This window comes from Terribacillus sp. AE2B 122, from assembly GCF_902497585.1.
GTDB classification, from domain to species: domain Bacteria; phylum Bacillota; class Bacilli; order Bacillales; family Amphibacillaceae; genus Terribacillus; species Terribacillus saccharophilus_A.
This window is the reverse complement of sequence record NZ_LR700942.1, coordinates 45,400-64,969: the sequence shown is the minus strand read 5'-3', so window position 1 is coordinate 64,969 and position 19,570 is coordinate 45,400. Positions and strand designations below refer to the sequence as shown.

The 19,570-nt window shown below is 43.4% G+C and carries 18 protein-coding genes; 3 read left to right on the top strand and 15 right to left on the bottom strand.

All coding sequences use genetic code 11. The annotated features are described in order from the left end of the window. Positions 1-13: 13 nt before the first annotated feature. From ald to AE2B122_RS00285, 4 genes are all read right to left on the bottom strand, one after another. Positions 14-1,132, bottom strand: coding sequence for an alanine dehydrogenase (gene ald, locus AE2B122_RS00300; RefSeq protein WP_095220618.1), 1,119 nt, complete (start codon positions 1,130-1,132; stop codon positions 14-16). A gap of 123 nt (positions 1,133-1,255) precedes the next feature. Next, positions 1,256-2,455, bottom strand: coding sequence for an acetate kinase (locus AE2B122_RS00295; protein ID WP_095220628.1), 1,200 nt, complete (start codon positions 2,453-2,455; stop codon positions 1,256-1,258). 105 nt (positions 2,456-2,560) lie between these two features. Further along, a complete protein-coding gene (locus AE2B122_RS00290; RefSeq protein WP_175072786.1) occupies positions 2,561-3,556 on the bottom strand; it encodes a class I SAM-dependent methyltransferase in 996 nt (331 codons plus the stop codon). Between the two features lie 113 nt (positions 3,557-3,669). Further along, positions 3,670-5,034 carry a 2-hydroxycarboxylate transporter family protein gene (locus tag AE2B122_RS00285; protein ID WP_175072785.1) on the bottom strand — a complete coding sequence of 455 codons (1,365 nt, stop codon included), beginning with the start codon at positions 5,032-5,034 and terminating at the stop codon, positions 3,670-3,672. Between the two features lie 240 nt (positions 5,035-5,274). Here AE2B122_RS00285 and AE2B122_RS00280 point away from each other — a divergent pair, with 240 nt between their 5' ends. Further along, positions 5,275-6,249 carry an NAD(P)-dependent alcohol dehydrogenase gene (locus AE2B122_RS00280; protein ID WP_175072784.1) on the top strand — a complete coding sequence of 325 codons (975 nt, stop codon included), beginning with the start codon at positions 5,275-5,277 and terminating at the stop codon, positions 6,247-6,249. A 234-nt stretch (positions 6,250-6,483) separates the two neighbouring features. Here the strand turns inward: AE2B122_RS00280 and AE2B122_RS00275 are convergent, their stop codons facing one another. The 9 genes from AE2B122_RS00275 to refZ form a co-directional block, all read right to left on the bottom strand. Next, positions 6,484-7,191, bottom strand: coding sequence for a response regulator (locus AE2B122_RS00275; RefSeq protein ID WP_038562230.1), 708 nt, complete (start codon positions 7,189-7,191; stop codon positions 6,484-6,486). Beyond that, on the bottom strand, positions 7,184-8,782 hold the full coding sequence (gene dcuS, locus AE2B122_RS00270; protein ID WP_095220614.1) for a DcuS/MalK family sensor histidine kinase: 1,599 nt from the start codon (positions 8,780-8,782) through the stop codon (positions 7,184-7,186). The genes AE2B122_RS00275 and dcuS overlap by 8 nt, the downstream gene beginning before the upstream one ends. A 109-nt stretch (positions 8,783-8,891) precedes the next feature. Next, positions 8,892-9,329 (bottom strand): GerW family sporulation protein, encoded by a 438-nt coding sequence (ytfJ, locus tag AE2B122_RS00265; protein ID WP_175072783.1) that lies wholly within the window; start codon positions 9,327-9,329, stop codon positions 8,892-8,894. Positions 9,330-9,339: 10 nt separating this feature from the next. Continuing rightward, complete coding sequence (locus tag AE2B122_RS00260; RefSeq protein ID WP_175072782.1) at positions 9,340-9,876, bottom strand: DUF2953 domain-containing protein; 537 nt, start codon at positions 9,874-9,876, stop codon at positions 9,340-9,342. Positions 9,877-9,974: 98 nt separating this feature from the next. Continuing rightward, positions 9,975-10,169: an alpha/beta-type small acid-soluble spore protein gene (locus AE2B122_RS00255; RefSeq protein WP_095217236.1), complete on the bottom strand. Its 195-nt coding sequence runs from the start codon at positions 10,167-10,169 to the stop codon at positions 9,975-9,977. Positions 10,170-10,244: 75 nt separating this feature from the next. Beyond that, positions 10,245-11,444: a tRNA uracil 4-sulfurtransferase ThiI gene (gene thiI, locus AE2B122_RS00250; protein WP_175072781.1), complete on the bottom strand. Its 1,200-nt coding sequence runs from the start codon at positions 11,442-11,444 to the stop codon at positions 10,245-10,247. A gap of 4 nt (positions 11,445-11,448) precedes the next feature. Next, on the bottom strand, positions 11,449-12,588 hold the full coding sequence (locus AE2B122_RS00245) for a cysteine desulfurase family protein (RefSeq protein WP_175072780.1): 1,140 nt from the start codon (positions 12,586-12,588) through the stop codon (positions 11,449-11,451). Positions 12,589-12,668: 80 nt separating this feature from the next. After that, positions 12,669-14,360 carry a septation ring formation regulator EzrA gene (gene ezrA / locus AE2B122_RS00240; protein WP_175072779.1) on the bottom strand — a complete coding sequence of 564 codons (1,692 nt, stop codon included), beginning with the start codon at positions 14,358-14,360 and terminating at the stop codon, positions 12,669-12,671. A gap of 155 nt (positions 14,361-14,515) precedes the next feature. Then, the gene (gene refZ, locus AE2B122_RS00235) at positions 14,516-15,154 is read right to left on the bottom strand and encodes a forespore capture DNA-binding protein RefZ (protein ID WP_095220608.1); all 639 of its coding nucleotides are present in this window, start codon (positions 15,152-15,154) and stop codon (positions 14,516-14,518) included. Positions 15,155-15,273: 119 nt separating this feature from the next. On the opposite strand from refZ, the gene AE2B122_RS00230 reads away from it, so the two are divergent. Next, positions 15,274-15,759 carry a GAF domain-containing protein gene (locus AE2B122_RS00230; RefSeq protein WP_095220607.1) on the top strand — a complete coding sequence of 162 codons (486 nt, stop codon included), beginning with the start codon at positions 15,274-15,276 and terminating at the stop codon, positions 15,757-15,759. Between the two features lie 32 nt (positions 15,760-15,791). Here AE2B122_RS00230 and AE2B122_RS00225 read toward each other — a convergent pair whose 3' ends face one another. Next, complete coding sequence (locus AE2B122_RS00225) at positions 15,792-17,618, bottom strand: diguanylate cyclase domain-containing protein (protein ID WP_175072778.1); 1,827 nt, start codon at positions 17,616-17,618, stop codon at positions 15,792-15,794. A 387-nt stretch (positions 17,619-18,005) separates the two neighbouring features. Here AE2B122_RS00225 and rpsD point away from each other — a divergent pair, with 387 nt between their 5' ends. Then, positions 18,006-18,608 carry a 30S ribosomal protein S4 gene (gene rpsD, locus AE2B122_RS00220; protein ID WP_038562254.1) on the top strand — a complete coding sequence of 201 codons (603 nt, stop codon included), beginning with the start codon at positions 18,006-18,008 and terminating at the stop codon, positions 18,606-18,608. Between the two features lie 98 nt (positions 18,609-18,706). Here the strand turns inward: rpsD and AE2B122_RS00215 are convergent, their stop codons facing one another. Continuing rightward, a complete protein-coding gene (locus tag AE2B122_RS00215; protein WP_175073266.1) occupies positions 18,707-19,456 on the bottom strand; it encodes an SDR family NAD(P)-dependent oxidoreductase in 750 nt (249 codons plus the stop codon). Positions 19,457-19,570 lie beyond the last annotated feature (114 nt).

Sequence of the window (19,570 nt, the reverse complement as noted above, 5' to 3'; positions counted from 1 at the left end):
AGATGCTCGTTTTTTATCTCTTCAGCAGATTGTCAGCTGCTTCAAACGTCAAATCATGTGCTTCCGCTACTGCTTGATACGTTACAAAGCCATCCAAAGTGTTTATTCCCTTTGCCAAGGATGGATTGTTCAGACAAGCTTGCTGATATCCTTTATTAGCAAGCTGCAGTGCATAAGGAACAGTCACATTTGTCAGCCCGATTGTGGAAGTACGCGGAACCGCACCAGGCATATTGGCAACTGCATAATGTAATACATCATGCTTTGTATACGTCGGGTTATCATGTGTTGTAATTTTATCGGATGTTGCAAAAATACCACCCTGGTCAATTGCAACATCAACGACAACAGATCCGGGCTTCATACTTGCGATCATCTCTTCTGTTACCAGCTTGGGCGCTTTGGCCCCAGGTATGAGAACAGCTCCAATAACCAGATCGGATTCTTTTACAGCTTCCGCTATGTTAAGCGGGTTGGAGACAACCGTATTGATCGAGTTGCCAAACAAATCATCGAGCTCCCGCAGACGCTGCGGACTCAAGTCGACTATCGTTACGTCAGCACCAAGACCAACCGCAATCTTTGCTGCATTCGTTCCAACAACACCGCCGCCGATAATCGTGACTTTACCACGCTTCACACCTGGTATACCAGACATTAAAATACCGCTGCCGCCGTAGGGTTTTTCCAGGAATTGTGCACCTATTTGGGATGCCATGCGACCTGCGACTTCACTCATCGGTGTAAGAAGCGGAAGGGATCGATCTTCCAGCTGGACTGTTTCATAAGCGATACCAACAACCTTCTTCTCAATCAAGGCATTCGTCAAAGAACCTTCCGCCGCAAGGTGCAGATATGTGAAAAGAATGAGACCTTCATAGAAATAATTGTATTCTTCCGGAAGCGGCTCCTTGACTTTCATAACCATTTCTTTACTCCAGGCATCCGCTGCGGTTGGTACGATAACTGCACCAGCTTGTTCATATTGTTCATCTGTAAAGCCCGAGCCAAAGCCAGCTCCCGTCTCAATGAACACATCATGTCCTGCTTCATGCAAAAGTGTTACACCAGACGGTGCCATAGCAACACGGTTTTCGTTATTCTTTATTTCCTTCGGTACACCAATCTTCATTCTGCTTGCCTCCATTTCGTATGTAACAAGACTTGCTTTCGTCCCAAGTATACCATTGTTTCCACCCTTGAAAATGCAAAAAAAGCTAGTCCCATTAGGTTCGGGACTAGCTTTTCTGCTAAATTATTTTGTTACAGTTTCCGCAAGACGAACTGTGTCTCTTGCAATCATAACTTCTTCGTTTGTCGGGATAACAATAACCTTCACTGGAGAGTGTGGGTAAGTCAGGAATTGTTCTTTACCGCGTACATTATTCAAGGATGGATCATAATAGACACCCATGAATTCAAGTCCTTTAAGGACACGCTCACGGACAGTCGTACTATTTTCACCAACACCAGCAGTGAAGATGATTGCATCTACTCCGCTCATGCGCGCAGCGTAAGATCCAAGGTATTTGTGGATTCTTTCTGCAAAGACATCAAGCGCAAGCTCTGCACGCTCATCGCCTGCTTCAGATTTGCTTTCGATGTCACGCAAGTCACTGGAAAAACCAGATAGCGCTAGCATTCCGCTTTCTTTGTTCAATACATGCAGAACTTCATCAGCAGTCTTGCCTGTTTTACGCATGATGAATGGAATAAGTGCAGGGTCGATGTTACCAGAACGCGTACCCATTGTTACACCAGCAAGCGGTGTGAAGCCCATGGATGTATCAACTGATTTCCCGCCTTCAATAGCAGCAATACTTGCTCCGTTACCTAGGTGGCAGGAGATCAAGCGAAGCTGTTCAACTGGACGGTCCATCAATTCAGCAGCACGCTGGGAAACGTACTTATGGCTTGTTCCGTGGAAACCATATTTACGGATTCCATATTTTTCATAATAATCATATGGAAGACTGTATAGATAAGACTCAGGCGGCATTGTCTGATGGAAAGCTGTATCGAAAACAGCGACCGCCGGAATGTTCGGCAGAATTTCCTTGAATGCACGGATTCCTGTTAAGTTTGCTGGGTTGTGTAATGGTGCAAGCTCGGATACTTCCGCAATCTCTTCCATCACTTGGTCTGTGATAAGAACAGAATCACTGAATTTCTCTCCGCCGTGTACAACACGGTGTCCAACGCCGTCGATTTCGTCCAAAGAAGAAATAACGCCAGTGGAAGTCAGCTTCTCAAGCAACATTTTTACTGCTTCTTCATGATTTTCAATATCTTTAGTTGTTTCATCTTTTTCACCATTGAATTTGATAGTGAAGATGGAATCATTCAGTCCGATACGTTCTACGAGACCCACTGCCTTTACGTCTTCCTCAGGCATGTGGATTAGCTGGAATTTTAATGAAGAACTACCAGCGTTGATTGCTAAAATATTACTCAACATGTTCAGCCCCTTGTAAACTTTTACGTACTTCCCTATTTTACCTGTCTCGACAAGCTCATTGCAAGATATGTCGAGGACTTGTTTTAGTTTTCGTTAATTTTTTTAGTTTTTTAAACCAGATAGCTCATTATCGAACCAATCATTAATCTGTTTCAAAACATTTGCCATCGCATTTGGGTTCTTAAAGGACGGAAGCTGTACAAGCAACGCTTGCTTCGGTGCTGTAGTTAGCGTCCCCTTTTTCTGCAGAATCAAAACACTTTTCGCCTGAGATTCATTTTTAAACATGCTCTCCGGAAATTGTAGTAATCCTAAAATATGCGCATGCTGCTGCAGGAATGTATGCAGTGAGCGAGCTTGATCACTTTCAAACAGGAAGTTTGGCACGACAAAAAGCAGGTAACCGCCTTCTTTTGTATAATGCAGACTTTGTTCAATGAACAGATGATGCGAATAAGAATGACCTTCTTCTGCCTTTAATTCGAATTGTGCTGCTTGGATATCATCAGGATAATAACCGACTGGCAAATCACTCACGACAAGATCAACCGGTTCCAAAAGAAACGGGCGCAGGCTGTCTTGATGGAAAAATTCAATTTGTCTTTCCTGCATATTGGCATTCATGACAGCAAGCTGAATCAAAGTCGGATCCACATCACTGCCGTAAGCATGTCCTTCCCGCTCAACTTGATTCAAAACTGCTGTAAGCAGATTCCCTGTACCAACAGCTGGGTCGAAAATACGAAAATCTTCATTTTTTCCAATTAACTTATTTGTTAAGTATCCAATAAGCATTGCAACAGTGTCAGGCGTCAGCATGTGCTGCTGCTGCGTAGCACCTTTCATACCTTTCAGGAGAGACAACTGAATACCTTTTCGAATCTCTTCTTTTTGGTAGCTCTGATCGTCAAATACAGCCGCATGCTTCTCCAGCTGCTGTTTTAATAATGGCTGTTCTGTTATTTCTGTATCGCGATCCAATATATATTCCATTGCTGCACCAAGTGCATCAAGATAAGGTATGTTTTCACGTGTTTCCAATGCCTCGGCCATTTGGTCAAGTGCTTGGTAAACCTTTTCTACATTCTGTTGTTCCACGTATCATTTCCTCCATTTCACTGCATCTGCCTTATTGTATCAAAAGCAGCGGACAGAAGCGAGAGCAGGCTCTGCTGCAAGCAAAAAGCCCAGCCGAAGCTGAGCTTTGCTTTTTATCCGAAGAAATGCATTAATGCTGTTGCACCGATAACAGTAGCAGCACCACCAAGACGAGTGGATATCTGCGCGAAAGGCATCAACGCCATACGGCCGGAAGCAGAAAGGATTGCAACGTCCCCTGTACCGCCAAGACCACTGTGGCAAGCTGTAACGATACAAGCTTCAACAGGATACATATTCATCAATTTACCTACAAAGTAACCAGTAGTAGCCATTGCGATAACAACAGACGCACAAGTTACTGCAAAGCCGATGGTAAATACACTTGCTACATCCTCAAGTGGGATGAAAACAATACCCAAACCGACCATTAATGGCCATGTGAATGCAGTAGAAACGAATTTGTACAGCTGCTGCGCACCAGTTTGAAGCTTAGCAGGAAGCAGGTTACCAGACTTGATAATTGTTGCAGCGATGATCATGATAATAGCGCCAGACAATGTAAAGCCAGCCACTACGTGGATCCAATGCTCGACAACTCGTCCAAGAACAAACAAACTCATTGCAACAAGGAGACCTGCTCCCATCAAACTGAAATCAATTGCTTTATTAGAGCTTTCTTTTGCAGCTTCCAATACTTTATCGCCCTTGTTGGAGCGAACTAGTTTATCATGCCCTGCAAGCTCTGGACGTTTTTCACCAAGTTTTTTCATTAGTCCAGCGATGATGATGGCACAAACGTTACCGATGATAGCAGCTGGAACCAATTGAGAGATATAAGTTGAAGCATCTCCGCCAAGAACACCTGCATAACCTGCAGACAATGGAAGGATACCTTCACCGATACCACCAGCGATAATTGGTACAACAATATAGAAGAAAGTGTGATGCATGCTGTAACCAAACAGCATACCAACTAAAGTACCAACTGTTACCGCAGCAATCGTACCAGTTACCAATGGGATGAACATACGGATGAAGCCTTGGATAAGGACTGTCCGGTTCATACCAAGAATACTACCTACTACCAAACATGCGATGTAGAAGTAAAGGAAGTTGGATCCGTCTGACGTCATCAGCTGATCGACAGCTTCCAAAGTTGATGAACTCAATGTGTCAAAGAACACAAGCATGGACGGAACAAACAAGGATAGAATTGCTGGTCCCCCGATGCTGTTGAAGTAAGGTATGCGCTGACCGATGTCCCCTAGCAGCACACCTAGTACCATGATGACTGCAAAGCCGCCAATCATGTCAGTAGGTAATTGGTTAGTGTATGCAGCAATAAGAACAATGATTGCTAATACGATATACACCGGAAGCGGCATAACACCGACTTTCCATTCCATAATTTTGTTAAAGCCTGATGGCTTTTGGTTGTTGGATTGTTGATCGCTTGTATGCGATTTCATTTCCATAAGAATGCACCCCCTAAGTAGATACGACTATTCTAATTTAACCAAAATTACCTGTGTTATTTTTTAACTAAACTAAATGTAAGATAACTTTTGTAATTAAAAAACGACGTCCGATTTTACTTAGGATGTCTTATAAATCTATAGTGTATTCATACCTTTTCTGACCATGGTTTCTAGCATGTATGCAATATTACTGGAATATAATAGCGCGATAAACAGTCAGAAAGGAGTGTGCTTATTATGAAGGCAATAACGACACGGAGTTATGGTTCCCCTTCTGTACTCAAAATAGAAGAAGTGCCTGATCCTGTGCCAAAAGACGATGAGCTGCTTATTAAAGTACATGCCGCCTCACTTAACCAAGCTAATTTAGTTCTGCTGAAAGGCAAACCCTTTCTCGCTCGTTTTGCTTACGGGGTTTTCAAACCAAAGCATATAATAACCGGAAGCGATATTTCAGGTGTTGTGAAAGCTGCCGGAAAACAAGTAAAACACTTCAAACCAGGCGATGAAGTTTATGCTGATTTGTCCAATTATGGATTCGGCTCATTGGCTGAATATGTTGCTGTTCCAGAAAAGGCACTTGCCTTGAAACCGACCAACCTTTCTCACCTTCAAGCCTCGGCCGTTCCTTTAGCTTCTTTAACTGCATTACAAGCATTACGTGACGCAGTTCGTGTACAGCCCGGACAACGCATCATGATTTATGGATCATCAGGGGGTGTTGGAACTTTCGCTGTCCAAGTTGCCAAAGCTTTCGGAGCGACCGTCACCGCTGTTTGCAGTAAGAAACATATGGAGAATATGAAGTTATTAGGTGCTGATTATGTATTAGATTATGGAAAAATCGATTTAACCAAGTATTATGGTTCCTTCGACGCAATTCTGGCCATTAACGGTTATCAGCATCTTGCTACTTACAAGAAATTACTGACTGAGAATGGCGTGTATGTGATGGTCGGCGGATCTGCTTCCCAAATGTTCGAAGCGATGCTGCTTGGTCCTATCTTCACGTTGGGAAGCGGCAAAAAGTTAGGCAACTTCTTAAAAAAACATAATACTGATGACTTGGTAGAGCTGACAAATTTAATAGAAGCAGATAAAATCCGTCCTTTAATAGATCGAGTATATCCATTCCAAGAGTTTAAAGAGGCCTTCACCTACCTCGATCAGCACCACGCCTACGGTAAGGTCATCATTACTATTCAAAATTAAAAAGAGGCTGGGACAAAAGCCTTTAAGTATTACAAAAAACCAGACAATACCGTAAAATAATACGGCACTGTCTGGTTTTTTGCTACATTAAGATATATATAGAGCTATGCTGTCGCTCCGGAAATACACTCCGCTTTCCTGCGGGTGGAAAGCGGAGTGTTCTGGCGAAGCGGCGCTCAAGAATAACATTCGGTTTAAGCGATGGGAATTTAGTTATGCCCCAGCCTCTTTTTGTCAGATATATTGGCTGATGTGATGGGAAGTATTTGCGTTAACGCGATACTTGAAGACCGGACGCCCAATACTGCCATAATGCATTTCCACTTCGAGCAGCTGCACATCCTCTAGGAACTTCAGGTATTTTCGTACAGATACTTGCGACATTTCGGTTTCTTTCGCAATATCCTCTGTTGTGAAGAAATTGTAACGGAAAGTAAGAATACTGTTCCATACAACCTTTAGAGTACTTCTTGTAAGACCTTTTGGCAGCTGCATCATTTGCTCCTGCTCAGGCAGCTGCAAGAGCTGGCTGTCTAATTCCTGCTGCGTCATCTCTTCTTTATTGCTGAAGATAAGCTGACGCTTCCGATAGCCGCTTAAAGCGTTCTGGAATCGGTCGAATTCGAAAGGTTTAATCAAGTAATCGACAGCTCCGTATTGGAGTGCTTCTCGAATCATCGGTTTTTCACTTGCCGCAGAAATGATGATAGCGTCCACTTTCTGGTCGCGTTTGCGAATTTCTTTAAGCAATTCTATTCCGTTCTTACCTTTCATATATACATCCAAAAGAAGAAGGTCGACTTCATTTTGCTGAATGAATTCAAGGGCTTCCTTATAATTTTGAGCAGCTCCGACAGCTGCAAATCCACTCATTTGTTTAACATAGCGCTTATTCAATTCGCTAACCATCGGGTCGTCTTCCACGATCAGTACTTTAATCATTTGTTACATCCTCCTGTATATCATACGGCAGCTGGACGCTGAAGGTAGTTCCTTCACCCGGCTCACTTGTAAGGACAAGATAGCCACCTAGCTTGTGCACATAGTCTTCCACTTGATAAAGGCCAAAGCCACGGTCGTTTCCTTTTGTGGAATAACCTTGTGTGAAAATTTTCTCCTGCTGTTCTTTACTGATCCCTTTTCCCGTGTCCGTCAGCTCTAAGAAGAGCTGTCCATCGTTATATTTCATGGATAGCTGGACACGCTTTTCTGGCTGCTGATCAACAGCATCCACTGCATTGTTCATTAAATTACCTAATATGGTAATTAGCATCTGATTCATTTTTTCAGATGTATTCGGTATTGTATCTCTGCAATCCACTTCCAGCTGAACACCATTTTCCGCCATATAGCTTTTCTTCCCGAGCAGAAAACCGGCAAGGATTGGATTCTTAAGATGGTGAATCATCGCTATCGTAGCAGATCTCTCTTTACCGGCAACATTTTTCACATAGCGTTCCAGCTGATCGTAATCCTCCAATTCCAACAGACCAAGAATCACATGCAGCTTGTTCATGAAATCATGTGTTTGCGCCCTAAGAGCGTCCGCGTAAAGCATTGTATCTGTCAGCTTTTCGTTCAGATGGTTATATTCCGTTCGGTCAAGAAATGTTGCAATTGCTCCTTCGGTTTTTCCTTTGATCTGAATAGGGATTTCATTCATGACGAGTGTCAATCCATTATGCTCCACTTGACGGCCAATCAACGGTTTATTCCATGCTATAACTTGATGAAGTTTAGTAACTGGGAGCACATCATCGACATGACGGTTCTTCAGCTCTCCTTTGATCCCCATCTCTTCCAGCAATCTTTTTCCTTCTGTATTGACCATCTGAATTTTCCCATTCGTGTCAACAGCTAACATCCCGTCTTTGATCGATTCCAGCATTGCAATTCGCTCACTTAAAAGTGCAGCAATTTCATCCGGTTCCATCCCGTGCATAATCTGTTTTATTTTACGTGCCAGCAGGACAGCTCCAATTAAACCAATTACTAAACTAAGTACCGTAGCCAAATATAATGGCAAGCGATTGCTTCGAATGATTTCATTCAACTCATTCATCGTTATTCCGACCGCAACAACTCCGACTTGATCTCCTTGTTCATTATAGACCGGGGCAAATGCCCGCAAACTTAATCCCAGAGTCCCCTTTGCCTTGGATACAAATTCTTTCCCTTGTATCGCTGGAGTTTCATCTCCGCCGGCAAATCGTTTTCCGATCTCAGCTGTATCCGGGTGGCTCAGCCGAACACTGTCCATGTTCATTACCACAACGAAATCTGCATCCGTAATCCCCATTGCCTGGGTAGTAAACTTCTGCAGTGTAGCGGAATCCTGCTCATCCGTCGCCTGCATGACTACCGGGTCAACAGCTATCAGCTTGGCAGTTTGCAGCACTCGGTCCCGTTCTTGGGATTTAATATTATTACTCGTCTCAATCCCAATCATGACAAATGTCGTCGTCACAGCCAAGATTACGACAATGAACACCAGTGCAGTCATCTGCGTCCGCAGATTTATCTTCTGTTTCAAGTATAACCTTCTCTCTTTGCGCTTTCCCGTTTCAAGCTCAGTATCTTTAAATTATAGCGGAATAATGTCGGATTATAAACAAAAAAACCACCAACAGGCGGCCTTTTAGTCAATATATAGTCTCATCATCAGATCTTTGTGATTTTTGCTGCTTTTTCTGCTTCGGATTTTGCTTGAGTATCTCTTGGATTTTTTCTACCGCTGCTGGTGCTGCTTCAATAAGCTTTTCATACAAATGTGTCTGTTCATCCAGGTGAATCATTTTGACACCTTTATGGCCTACGATGAGAAAGGCTATCGGTGTGATGGACACGCCGCCACCGCTTCCCCCTCCAAAAGGCAGCTCTTTCTGATCACTCTTACCTTGGGAAGCTGCATCAAACTCACTTCCTCCAGCAGCAAATCCAAAACCAACCCGGGACACAGTCAAGATGATGCTGCCATCAGGTGTTTCCACTGGATCACCCACTATTGTATTAACATCAATCATTTCCTTTAGGTTTTCCATTGCAGTCTTCATTAAGCCTTGAATTGGATGATCTGCCATACTGCTCCTCCTATCTTCCTCTGGCATTGGATATAATAGCCTGCATAGCTTTCCCGGTACGAATAGACACTATGCATTGAAAGCTTGTATCAAAGAAGGAAGTTTGAAAAACCGGCTGTACCTGGATGTCAAAGGGCTGTCTGATCTGGAAATTCGACCGGATTATTTGATTGGCTATTCCTTTTATAGTCCACACCAAACCAACCATGGTACCTACTGCTGCTGCATCGGACATTCCAATTGTTGTATGCCAGCGAAATTGCTGCATCTCTGCACTTTTTGTAATCTGCAGCAGATGTGGAAAGGAGTTCCAAATCCTCTGCAGGTCCGTGAAGAGATTGGATAGCTGTTGATTTATATCATCGGCAGACGTGTGTTCAATGGATGATTGCTGTTTGAATTGCCGCTTATGCACGCAGATGCCGAAAACCCTAATCCGGATATTCCATTTTTTTTGATCATAACAAATATGTACTGTCACTCTAGCAACAAGAGCAACTGCTACCAACAGCAGTACTCCAAGCCCAAAACTAATGACTATCCACATATTTTCCAGCTCCCTTCAGCAATAGGATAAGCATTTCATTTTGTTTTTACACAGAAAAGGAGCAGCGAATGCTGCCCCTTTATGCCATACTTATGAAATTATCTGCTTAATTGCTCTTGTGCTGTGCGTACAAGACGTTTAGTGATTTCTCCTCCAACAGATCCGTTGGCACGAGAAGTTTCGTTTCCGCCAAGCTGTACACCGAATTCTTGTGCGATTTCATATTTCATTTGATCTAGAGCTTGTTGCGCTTGAGGTACTACTAGCTGGTTGCTTGAGTTGTTGTTAGCCATTGTGTGTCACCTCCTTGTACAAGTAGGATGCGCCGACAAGGAGAGTAACATACAGATTATTTAGTTGGGAAGTTCTTACAATAAATCAGCAAATGGCGCATTGTTTTCATCTGGCAATGCAGTGATAATTTCTGTGCCTTCGATAGCTCGTTCGAATTCAGCTGAAAAGTCGATTGTCCCTTCATACAAGTGGACCTTTTCACGGCGAGGCTTTGTTTTAGGCGCTTCCGGTACAAATACTGTACAGCAGTCATCATATGGACGAGTTGAAATTTCATATGTGTCGATTTGTTTTGCAATATCGATGATGTCAGACTTGTCCATCGTTATCAACGGGCGCAGTACTGGATAGTTCGTCACTTCGTTAATTGCAAACATACTTTCCATCGTCTGACTTGCAACCTGGCCAAGGCTTTCTCCGGAAGTAAGTGACATGATGCCGTGTTTTTCTGCAATTCGTTCACTGATACGCAGCATCATCCGACGCATGACTGTCATGCTATAGCCAAAAGGTATCTCTTGATGCACCTTTACCTGTAAATCTGTAAATGGAACAACGTGAATTTTCACTTTAGCACCGAATTTTGATAATGTTTGCGCTAAATCGATAACTTTCTGTTTTGCACGTTCATTCGTATAAGGAGGAGAATGAAAATGGATTGCTTCTATCTCCACTCCGCGCTTCATTGCCAGGTAACCTGCTACAGGACTGTCAATACCGCCTGAAAGCATCAATAATGTCTTACCTGAACTGCCTGCCGGCAAGCCGCCCGGTCCCTTGATTTTTTGACCTGTAACATATGTTGCTCGCTCACGTATCTCTACCATGATATCGACACCTGGTTTTCTTACATCAACAGGATAGCCCTCACTGTTCTGAAGAACATAAGCGCCAATGCGCTGGTTCATCTCCTGTGAGTCAATCGGGAATTGCTTGTTTGTTCGGCGACATGATATTTTGAAAGATGTTCCAGTTGGATTATCAAGCAATAGCTGCAATGCAGCTTGTTTGATTGCCAGTTCTTCATTTTCAGTTCGTATAGCCAGACTGAAGCTATGGATACCGAAAATGTTCCGACACGCTTCTACAATCGGTTCATGTTTCTCTCCGTGAAGATGAATATACATCCGGTCACGCGTTCGCTCTATCTTCGCTTTCGGGTAAGGTCTGATTTGGTCTTTCACATTATTTTCCAATTGTTTGGTGAAATGCTTCCGATTCTTTCCTTTCAATGCCATTTCTCCATAACGTATCAATATATGATCATACTGCATATGCTTACCTCATCACTTTCTTTAAATGTTTTAATGTCTTTTCCAGAATCTGCAGGAAGTAGTCTACTTCTTGCTGTGTATTATCATAAGAAAAACTCACTCGGATAGCGGATTCTGCCTGTGTATCCGGTACCCCGCAAGCAAGCAGAACGGCACTTGCATCGCTGTTTTTGGAAGAGCACGCTGATTTGGTCGACACATAAATTTCTTTTTCTCCAAGAGCATGTACCAACACCTCAGGCTTCAATCCTGGTACGGAAAAATTTACAATATGTGGAGCACCAGCAGGCGGAGAATGAAGTACCACATCATCCATTTTCCCAAGACCTGCCCAAAGTCTCTCCCTAAGTTCAAAAAGCTTAGCAGGATGAACCTGCAGCTCTTCCATTGCCAAACGCAACGCTTTGACCATAGCTGTTATTCCAGGTACATTTTCGGTTCCGGAACGAAGCGCCTGTTCCTGTCCTCCACCGGACAACTGTGCCACTATACGTGTATTAGCAGCTTTATACAAAATACCGCTGCCTTTCATTCCATGAAATTTATGAGCTGAAAGCGTACAAAGGTGAATATTACTCTTCTTGATATCGAGTGCCACTTTCCCGGCTCCTTGGACATGGTCGACGTGAAACGTAATATGAGGAAATTCGGTCAGCATCTGACCAATCGTCTTAATTGGCTGGATGGTACCAAGTTCGTTATTCACGTGCATCACACTTACGAGAATGGTCTGATCTGTTATGGCCGCTTTTATCTTTTCAGCCGTTACATATCCGTACTTATCCACATCAACATATGTCACCTTAAAGCCCTGGTTCTCTAATTCCGCACAAGTCTCCAAGACAGAAGGATGTTCTACGGTCGTCGTGATAATATGATTCCCGAAACGTTTTTTCTGTAATGCCGTTCCTTTTATTGCTAGATTATTCCCTTCTGTTCCGCCGGATGTGAAGAGAATCTCATTTTCCCCGACATGTAAAAGCTGTGCCGCCTGTTTCCGGCATGCAGTCAACAGCTGTTCTGCACTTCCACCCAATCGATGTAAAGAAGAAGGATTAGCAAAATACGTTTGTGCCGCCTCCGTGTAACTGTTAAGCACATCTGGGTGCGGCTTCGTTGTTGCACTGTTATCAAAGTAAATCATGTATCCGTCCCCCACTCTTCAAACTGTCTTTTACTAAAATAAAGCAATCCCTCGCTTGTGGCAAGGGATTGCTTTATTTATCAGCTGGGAACCTTGATATGTTTTTCCAGGCGTTCCAACGCTTTTGGTTCTATATCTTGTAATGCACGAGCAGCCCGCTCTAATGCTTGTTCATATTGATATTCACGGAACAGCTTCTCTGATTCAGCCATTTCGGCTGCAAGCATCGGATATTGGCTGCGGTACCGGTTGGAATACTGAATCACTACTTCTGCCAAATAAGCTTGTTCCAGTAAATGCTCAATTTGTTCAATGGTTGCATTGGTGACTTCCTCTGCTTGCTGCAGATGTGTGCGGACCTCAGCCATATCTAGCGGATGTGCTTCGAGCACCTCCATTGTACGGGAAGTTTTCTCCTGGCTCTCTTCTACTAGCTGCCAAACTTCCTGCTGTACACCTGGGATATTACTCTTTTGCAGCTTACGATTTACATCGTATAGCTTTTGCCGCATGTCAGCAATTTTCTCTTTTGCTTCTAATTCATCTTTACGCAATGTCTTGATCTTTTCGCGGATTGCCTTGTGTTCTTCTTCTATGGCACTCAGTTCGCGGAAGCCCGCTTCCAGCTCTTCCTTCAGCTTCGCATGTGATACAAGCTCATCATTGATTTCTAGCTGCATCGTTTCAAGCTGTTTGATAAGTCTGGAGATCTTTGTCTCAAGCTTCAGATGGAATTCGACATCATTATCAGTAAAGAAATAAGACTCCCGAAGCAGATCCACTTCTTCTTTCGTCTTGATATAGGCCTCTGTTTTCTTCTCGACAGCATGGACATATTGCTCGAATTTGGAATCCACATAATTCTTGGCAACAGCCTCATTCTCAAGAAGCTGATACATTTCTTTTATACGGCTTTCCAAAGCAGGGATAACTAAATTTGTCTCTTCTGTATCGCCTGCTTCCAGCTGTTTAATAAGAAGGTCCAATCGTTCCTTCTCAGCCTTCAGCTCGTCTTCGAAACCAAGATGATGGATCCGGTAGCCATCCTGTTTCATCTCGCGGATGCCGCCTAGCAGATCCGCAACTTGTGACGGAAGATCTTGCTTCACCTGTTTGTAAGCTTGAGGGAATGCCTCAATCTCTGCTTCCAGTGACTCTGTTTTCATCTTCACGTCTGTAATGAGTTGGTTGGCTTCGAAGTAGTTGCCAGATTCAATGAGTGAATGATAGGTAGCCAGCTGTGTGATTTGCTCAGCAATAGCTGTCTCAAAACGCACGTCTGCTTTTCCATATTGATGGCGATGCTGCGAAATCATACGCTTCAGCGTCTGAAGTGCAGGCTGCAAAGCCTCTGCCTGCTTGCGTGCTTCTTCTTCTGATGCAAGCAGCTCATCCAGCTCACGGAACATGGCTTCAATCTTATCCTCCACTTGGGATAGTATCGCTTCTACTCGCTGCAGATGCTGCTTCGCTTTGTTGAAACGATAGCGGTCAGCACCTTCCTCCGCATCAAAAAGAGCCTCTTCTGTATCTGGAAGCTCTTTGGTTACGATATGATCCCAGCGTTCCTTCCACGATTCGAATTTTTCCTGTGTTTCTCCAGACAGGTTCAACGCTTTCACTTTCGCTAATTCTTCTGATACGTTGCGGTTCGATATATCCATTTTCCAGCTCTCAAGCCGGTCCACTTCATCATAAACTCGCTTTCTCATAATCAAGCCCAAGATGATCAGGGCGATGATTAATATAATTCCTCCGATGATGTATGGCAATGTCCAGCCTCCTAACCAATACTCGGGAAAAAGGAGTAATACCCTAATAATCGTTATCTATTTTTAATACTAATATGATACCATGTAAACCGCAAATATGGCTAAATTTTTTCAAATTTCTCTGTTATTTTCCATGTTTTTCCCGAGGTGATGCATCAATTGGCTGATACAGCACGCAATGCAGCGGAGGAAACCGTTGTCAACGTATCGATCCAATGGTGGATACTTGATGTATACATGCTGCAAAAATAGCGGCGTGACTCTTCTGACATCAGCATCCCTTTCATCTCTTTGTTCATCGTGAATGGTGCAGACAGCATACCGGAAAGCTGCATATAAAGATAGACTCCTTCTCGTTCCCGTATCCCATTCGACTCCAGGTAATCACGAAAGGCTTGTTTCAACGTATGATTCTCCTTCGCCAAGTACGTCACTGCCATTTCCCTGACAAAGACGGAATCCAGCATAAGCTCCCTTTGGATGAAAGCCGTGAATTGATTCCGCGAGAGTTTATAATGTATAATTGCTTCAATTAATTGTTTCAGATAGGTACTGGAAGAGTCCTGCCCGCGGTTTTGGGCTGTTTTCTCCAGAACAGCAAGATATTCCTCGTAATACAACACGACGGATGCTTCCAGAAGTCCTTGCTTACTTTTATAATAATAGTTAATCAAGGAGACATTGACCGAAGCTTTTCCCGCAATATCGCGGACAGATGTCCCATGGTAGCCTTTTGTGTAGAACAATTGACAAGCGGCGTCCATCACTTTTTGTTTCGTGTCATTTTTTTTCAATCTTCTCAGCTCCTCTATCTGTTGTATACGACAGCGAAGAATGCATCCCTGCATCTTTCGCTCGCCAAATCTCGCGCCTTCTGTCGAATTACAGAAATTAATTATATGGGGGAGATAATATGTTCGAAACAAAAGCTTATAGCGGTTCCCGTGAAAAGGACTATGAATTGCTCGTTAAACAGCTAGATGCATTGCTGACTGGCGAAGAAGACGAAATCGCTCATCTGGCGAATGCTTCTGCTCTATTGAATCAGTTCTTGGATGACGTGAATTGGGTCGGTTTTTATCTTCATAAAGAGGAAGAATTGATTCTCGGTCCATTCCAAGGCCTTCCAGCGTGTGTGCGTATCAAAATTGGAAAAGGTGTATGCGGAACTGCTGTAGCAGAAAATAAAACTCAGCTAGTGGCCGATGTACATCAATTCCCTGGTCACATAGCATGTGACGCAGCAAGCCAGTCCGAGATTGTTGTTCCTATCGTCGTTAACGGCAAATCCTACGGTGTGCTTGATATCGATAGTCCGTCCAAAAATCGATTCGATGAAACAGATCAGAAGTACTTAGAAAAATTCATCGAGGTTCTCATCAAGCATTTGACTAAATAAAAAAACAGCTTCCGCTACTGGAAGCTGTTTTTTTAGATACAATATCTGTTTTTTCCAAGTCGTTTAGCATCATAGAGCTTACGGTCTGCTCTGGAGAACAGGTTATGCACGGCCGGACGGTCTGCAGCTGTCCATGTGGATACCCCGCATGAAACTGTAACCGCAGGACGTGTTGAGTCCGCAACACGTTGAACAATTCTTTCTGCTTTCTTTATCGTCTGATCCAAAGACGCATGCGGCAGGTAAATTGCCAGCTCTTCTCCGCCCCATCTGGCTGCTACATCCGACGGACCAAGCAAATCTTTGATAAGATTGGCCACTTGGATTAAAAGATAATCACCTGTATTATGCCCATACGTATCATTTACCTTCTTAAAGTCATCCACATCTATCAAGATGAAACCGCCTTGTGCATCTTTCAGTATATGCTCATGCATTCTTTCGTCCAGATAACTTCTTGAAAATAGATTCGTAAGGTAATCTGTGATTACCAAATTCTCAAGTCTCTCACGAAGCATGGAATTAACAATCGACAACGACGAATGCTGTACAAGCGATTCGATAAGCCGGAATGATTCAAAAGTAAAAAAGCTGGGATTGCGATGAAGCACAAGTACAACACCTTGCAGCTGTTCCGACCTTACCATCGGAATCACCAGCAATGACCGATAAGGAAGCGGTACATCCGGATATCGTTCCTGGAAGTTACTGATAAACATCGCCTCTCCCTGTGCATCTCGGCAATGCCGCGCAATCCATTCCAAGAAGATATGGGAATTTGGTTCAAAGAAAAAACCTGTACTGCCGTTCAGTATGTCTCCTGCGTCTTGATCTCCTCTGTATAAGATGAATCCAATTTCTTCCCCGCCGAACGTATCTCGGATTTGCTGATGCATCAAGGTGATTGTATCTGACAGACGCAAGTTGGCATTCATTTTCTTCGATGTTTCATTAATTAGCTGCAGATCACTTATCAGTTTCTTGGAGTGTTGATACAATCGGGCATTCTCGAGTGCATTCCCCGCCGAATTGGCTAGCTTCGTAATAAAACTATGATCCGCTTTTGAATATGCAATAGGCGCCGGAACCGAGATATGCAATACACCATATATACCCTGCTTGCCGTTCAGCGGCACATACCGATTGACTACTTCTCCATTTGCACTCGCTTCCACTTGCACTTCACCTGTCATATATGCCCGCGTACTGGCTTCATGGACAGAATAATCATAAACCAAGTTTTTGATTGGCAAATCCGTATCACCGTGATAGTCTTGGGCGAGTAAAAGTGCATAAGCAAATTGCGGATAAGTGCGCTGCAAAGTTGTGATCAGCACTCTCAGGACATCATGCATATCAATAGAAGCATGCAGATTTGTCGTTGCTTCATATAACTGGACAGTGTGCTGTTCATCTTCTTTCGCTTGAAACGTACGTATAAGGTGCGTAACACAACTCCCGATTTCCCAGGCCAGTTCCCTGCAATCAGGAATCTTCTCTCCGCCTCCCCCGATATACAGGAATCCGATGACTTCTTCATTCGGACGATGTAAAGGTAAGACTCTATCCAATACATGCGGGTATTCCCTTAACATATCAGGCATACAAACACCCTGGCGAATATAACCAATAGAAGGACGGAATCCGCTCTGTCTCGGCCCGGCGTAGCTTATTCGGTCCAATCGCTGCTGCCATTCATCATATATGTATAGCGCCACACTGTCTGCCTGCAGTAGATTCTTCATATTTTCGGTAACAAGCGCAAGTATCTCTCTGTAACTATAGCTTTCTCTCGATACAAGGAGCTGATAGAAATAAAGCTTTGCCTGTTCAAGATTGCTGTCCGTTAGCCGCTCCATCTGCATCTCACCTACATTTTGGTAGTTTTATTCTATTATATAAGATAATAGACTCAATTCTCAATTAATATCATAGTTCTTTTTACTTACAATTATATTCATTATATCTCCTTCACCTAATTGTCTTGACTTTAACCAGACGGAAAGCTTATAATACTCTTTGTGTAAAATAAATGGCGGCCTATGTGAACTCCCATTTGTCTGATTTTGTTCCTTTCTTGGCAAGGCGTATAAAGAGACGAATCTTCGTTTCTCCTTGTTTCAGAAGGTGTATCGTGTAACTCTCTGCTGTCGGAGCGATGGTACATGAAAACATAATCAACAGGTGAACCGAGCACACTCTGTTTTTATTTTATGCAAATAAAATAATAAAGGTGGAATTTATCCATGGCACGTTATACAGGTCCATTATGGAAAAAATCCCGTCGTCTTGGTATCTCCCTAAGCGGAACAGGTAAAGAGCTTGACAAACGCCCTTACCCACCAGGACAACACGGTCCAAACCAACGCAGAAAGCAATCCGAATACGGCTTGCAGCAAGCTGAGAAACAAAAACTTCGTTACATGTACAACATGAACGAACGTCAATTCCGTCGTGCATTCGAGGAAGCTGGTAAAATGAAAGGTATCCATGGTGAGAACTTCATGACTCTTCTTGAATCTCGTCTTGATAACCTTGTATACCGTCTAGGCTTGGCTCGTACTCGCAGACAAGCTCGTCAGATCGTTGGCCACGGCCACATCACTGTAGACGGCAAACGCGTAGATATCCCATCTTACCGCGTAAAACCTGGTCAAGTTATCGGTGTTCGTGAGAAATCACTTAAACTTGATATCATCGCTACTTCTGTTGAAGCGAACAACTTCGTACCAGATTACATGACGTTCGATGCAAGCAGCCTGCAAGGAACTTACTCTCGTTACCCAGAGCGTTCTGAGCTTCCTGCTGAAATCAACGAAGCACTTATCGTAGAGTTCTACTCCCGTTAATTGCTTGAAAGACTCCGGATTGCCATCAGGCATCTCCGGAGTTTTTTTTGTATAAAAAGACGCCTCACTATAAGCAAGACGCCCCCTCTTTCATAATATCACTTCGTATTTGTAAATCCACCATCAATACGGATAACTTCACCATTGATATACTGTGCTTTTGAAGTCAGAAGGAATGTAACAAGTTCAGCCACTTCTTCTGGTGTTCCGAGACGCTTCTGCGGTATACCGGCAGTCGCGTTTTCTTTCATCTTTGGATTGGCTGCATAAAACTCTGCCACCATTTTAGTTTCAGTAGGACCTGGCGCAATTGCGTTTACACGCAGACCATCCTTCGCATATTCTGCAACCAAGCTTTTTGTCATACCGACAATGGCATGTTTTGTTGCTGCATATGTCACAACAGAATCCTGACCAATCACGCCAGCACTGGAACTTGTATTAACAATGGAACCTCCGCCATTTTTCACCATTACTTCCGCTACGTAACGGACACCATAAAGTGCGCCTAGCAGATTTATCGCAACGATGCGTTCAATTTCCGCAACATCAGAATCAAGAAAATATTTACCGCTGCCTGAAATACCAGCATTATTGAAGAAATAATCAATAGAGCCAAAATGCTCGACAGTCTTATCAACATAACTCTTAACGGCTGCTTCATTGGAAACATCTGCTTGGATGAAGATCGCTTCCGCTCCAGCTTGTTTCACTAATGCAACAGTCTCGCCAGCCCCTTTTTCGCTAACGTCCACTACTGCGATATTTACGCCTTCTTCTGCAAGTCGGACCGCCGTTGCTTGTCCTAAACCGCTGCCCGCACCTGTGATGATCGCTATTTTACTCAGATGTAACCCCTCCTATAGTAGATAGTTTGCATTATACAAATAATATTGTGCTACCTTCTTCTGAAATTATGAAGAAAGTAGGCAATTGTCAGAGGAAATAAAAAGAGGCTGGGG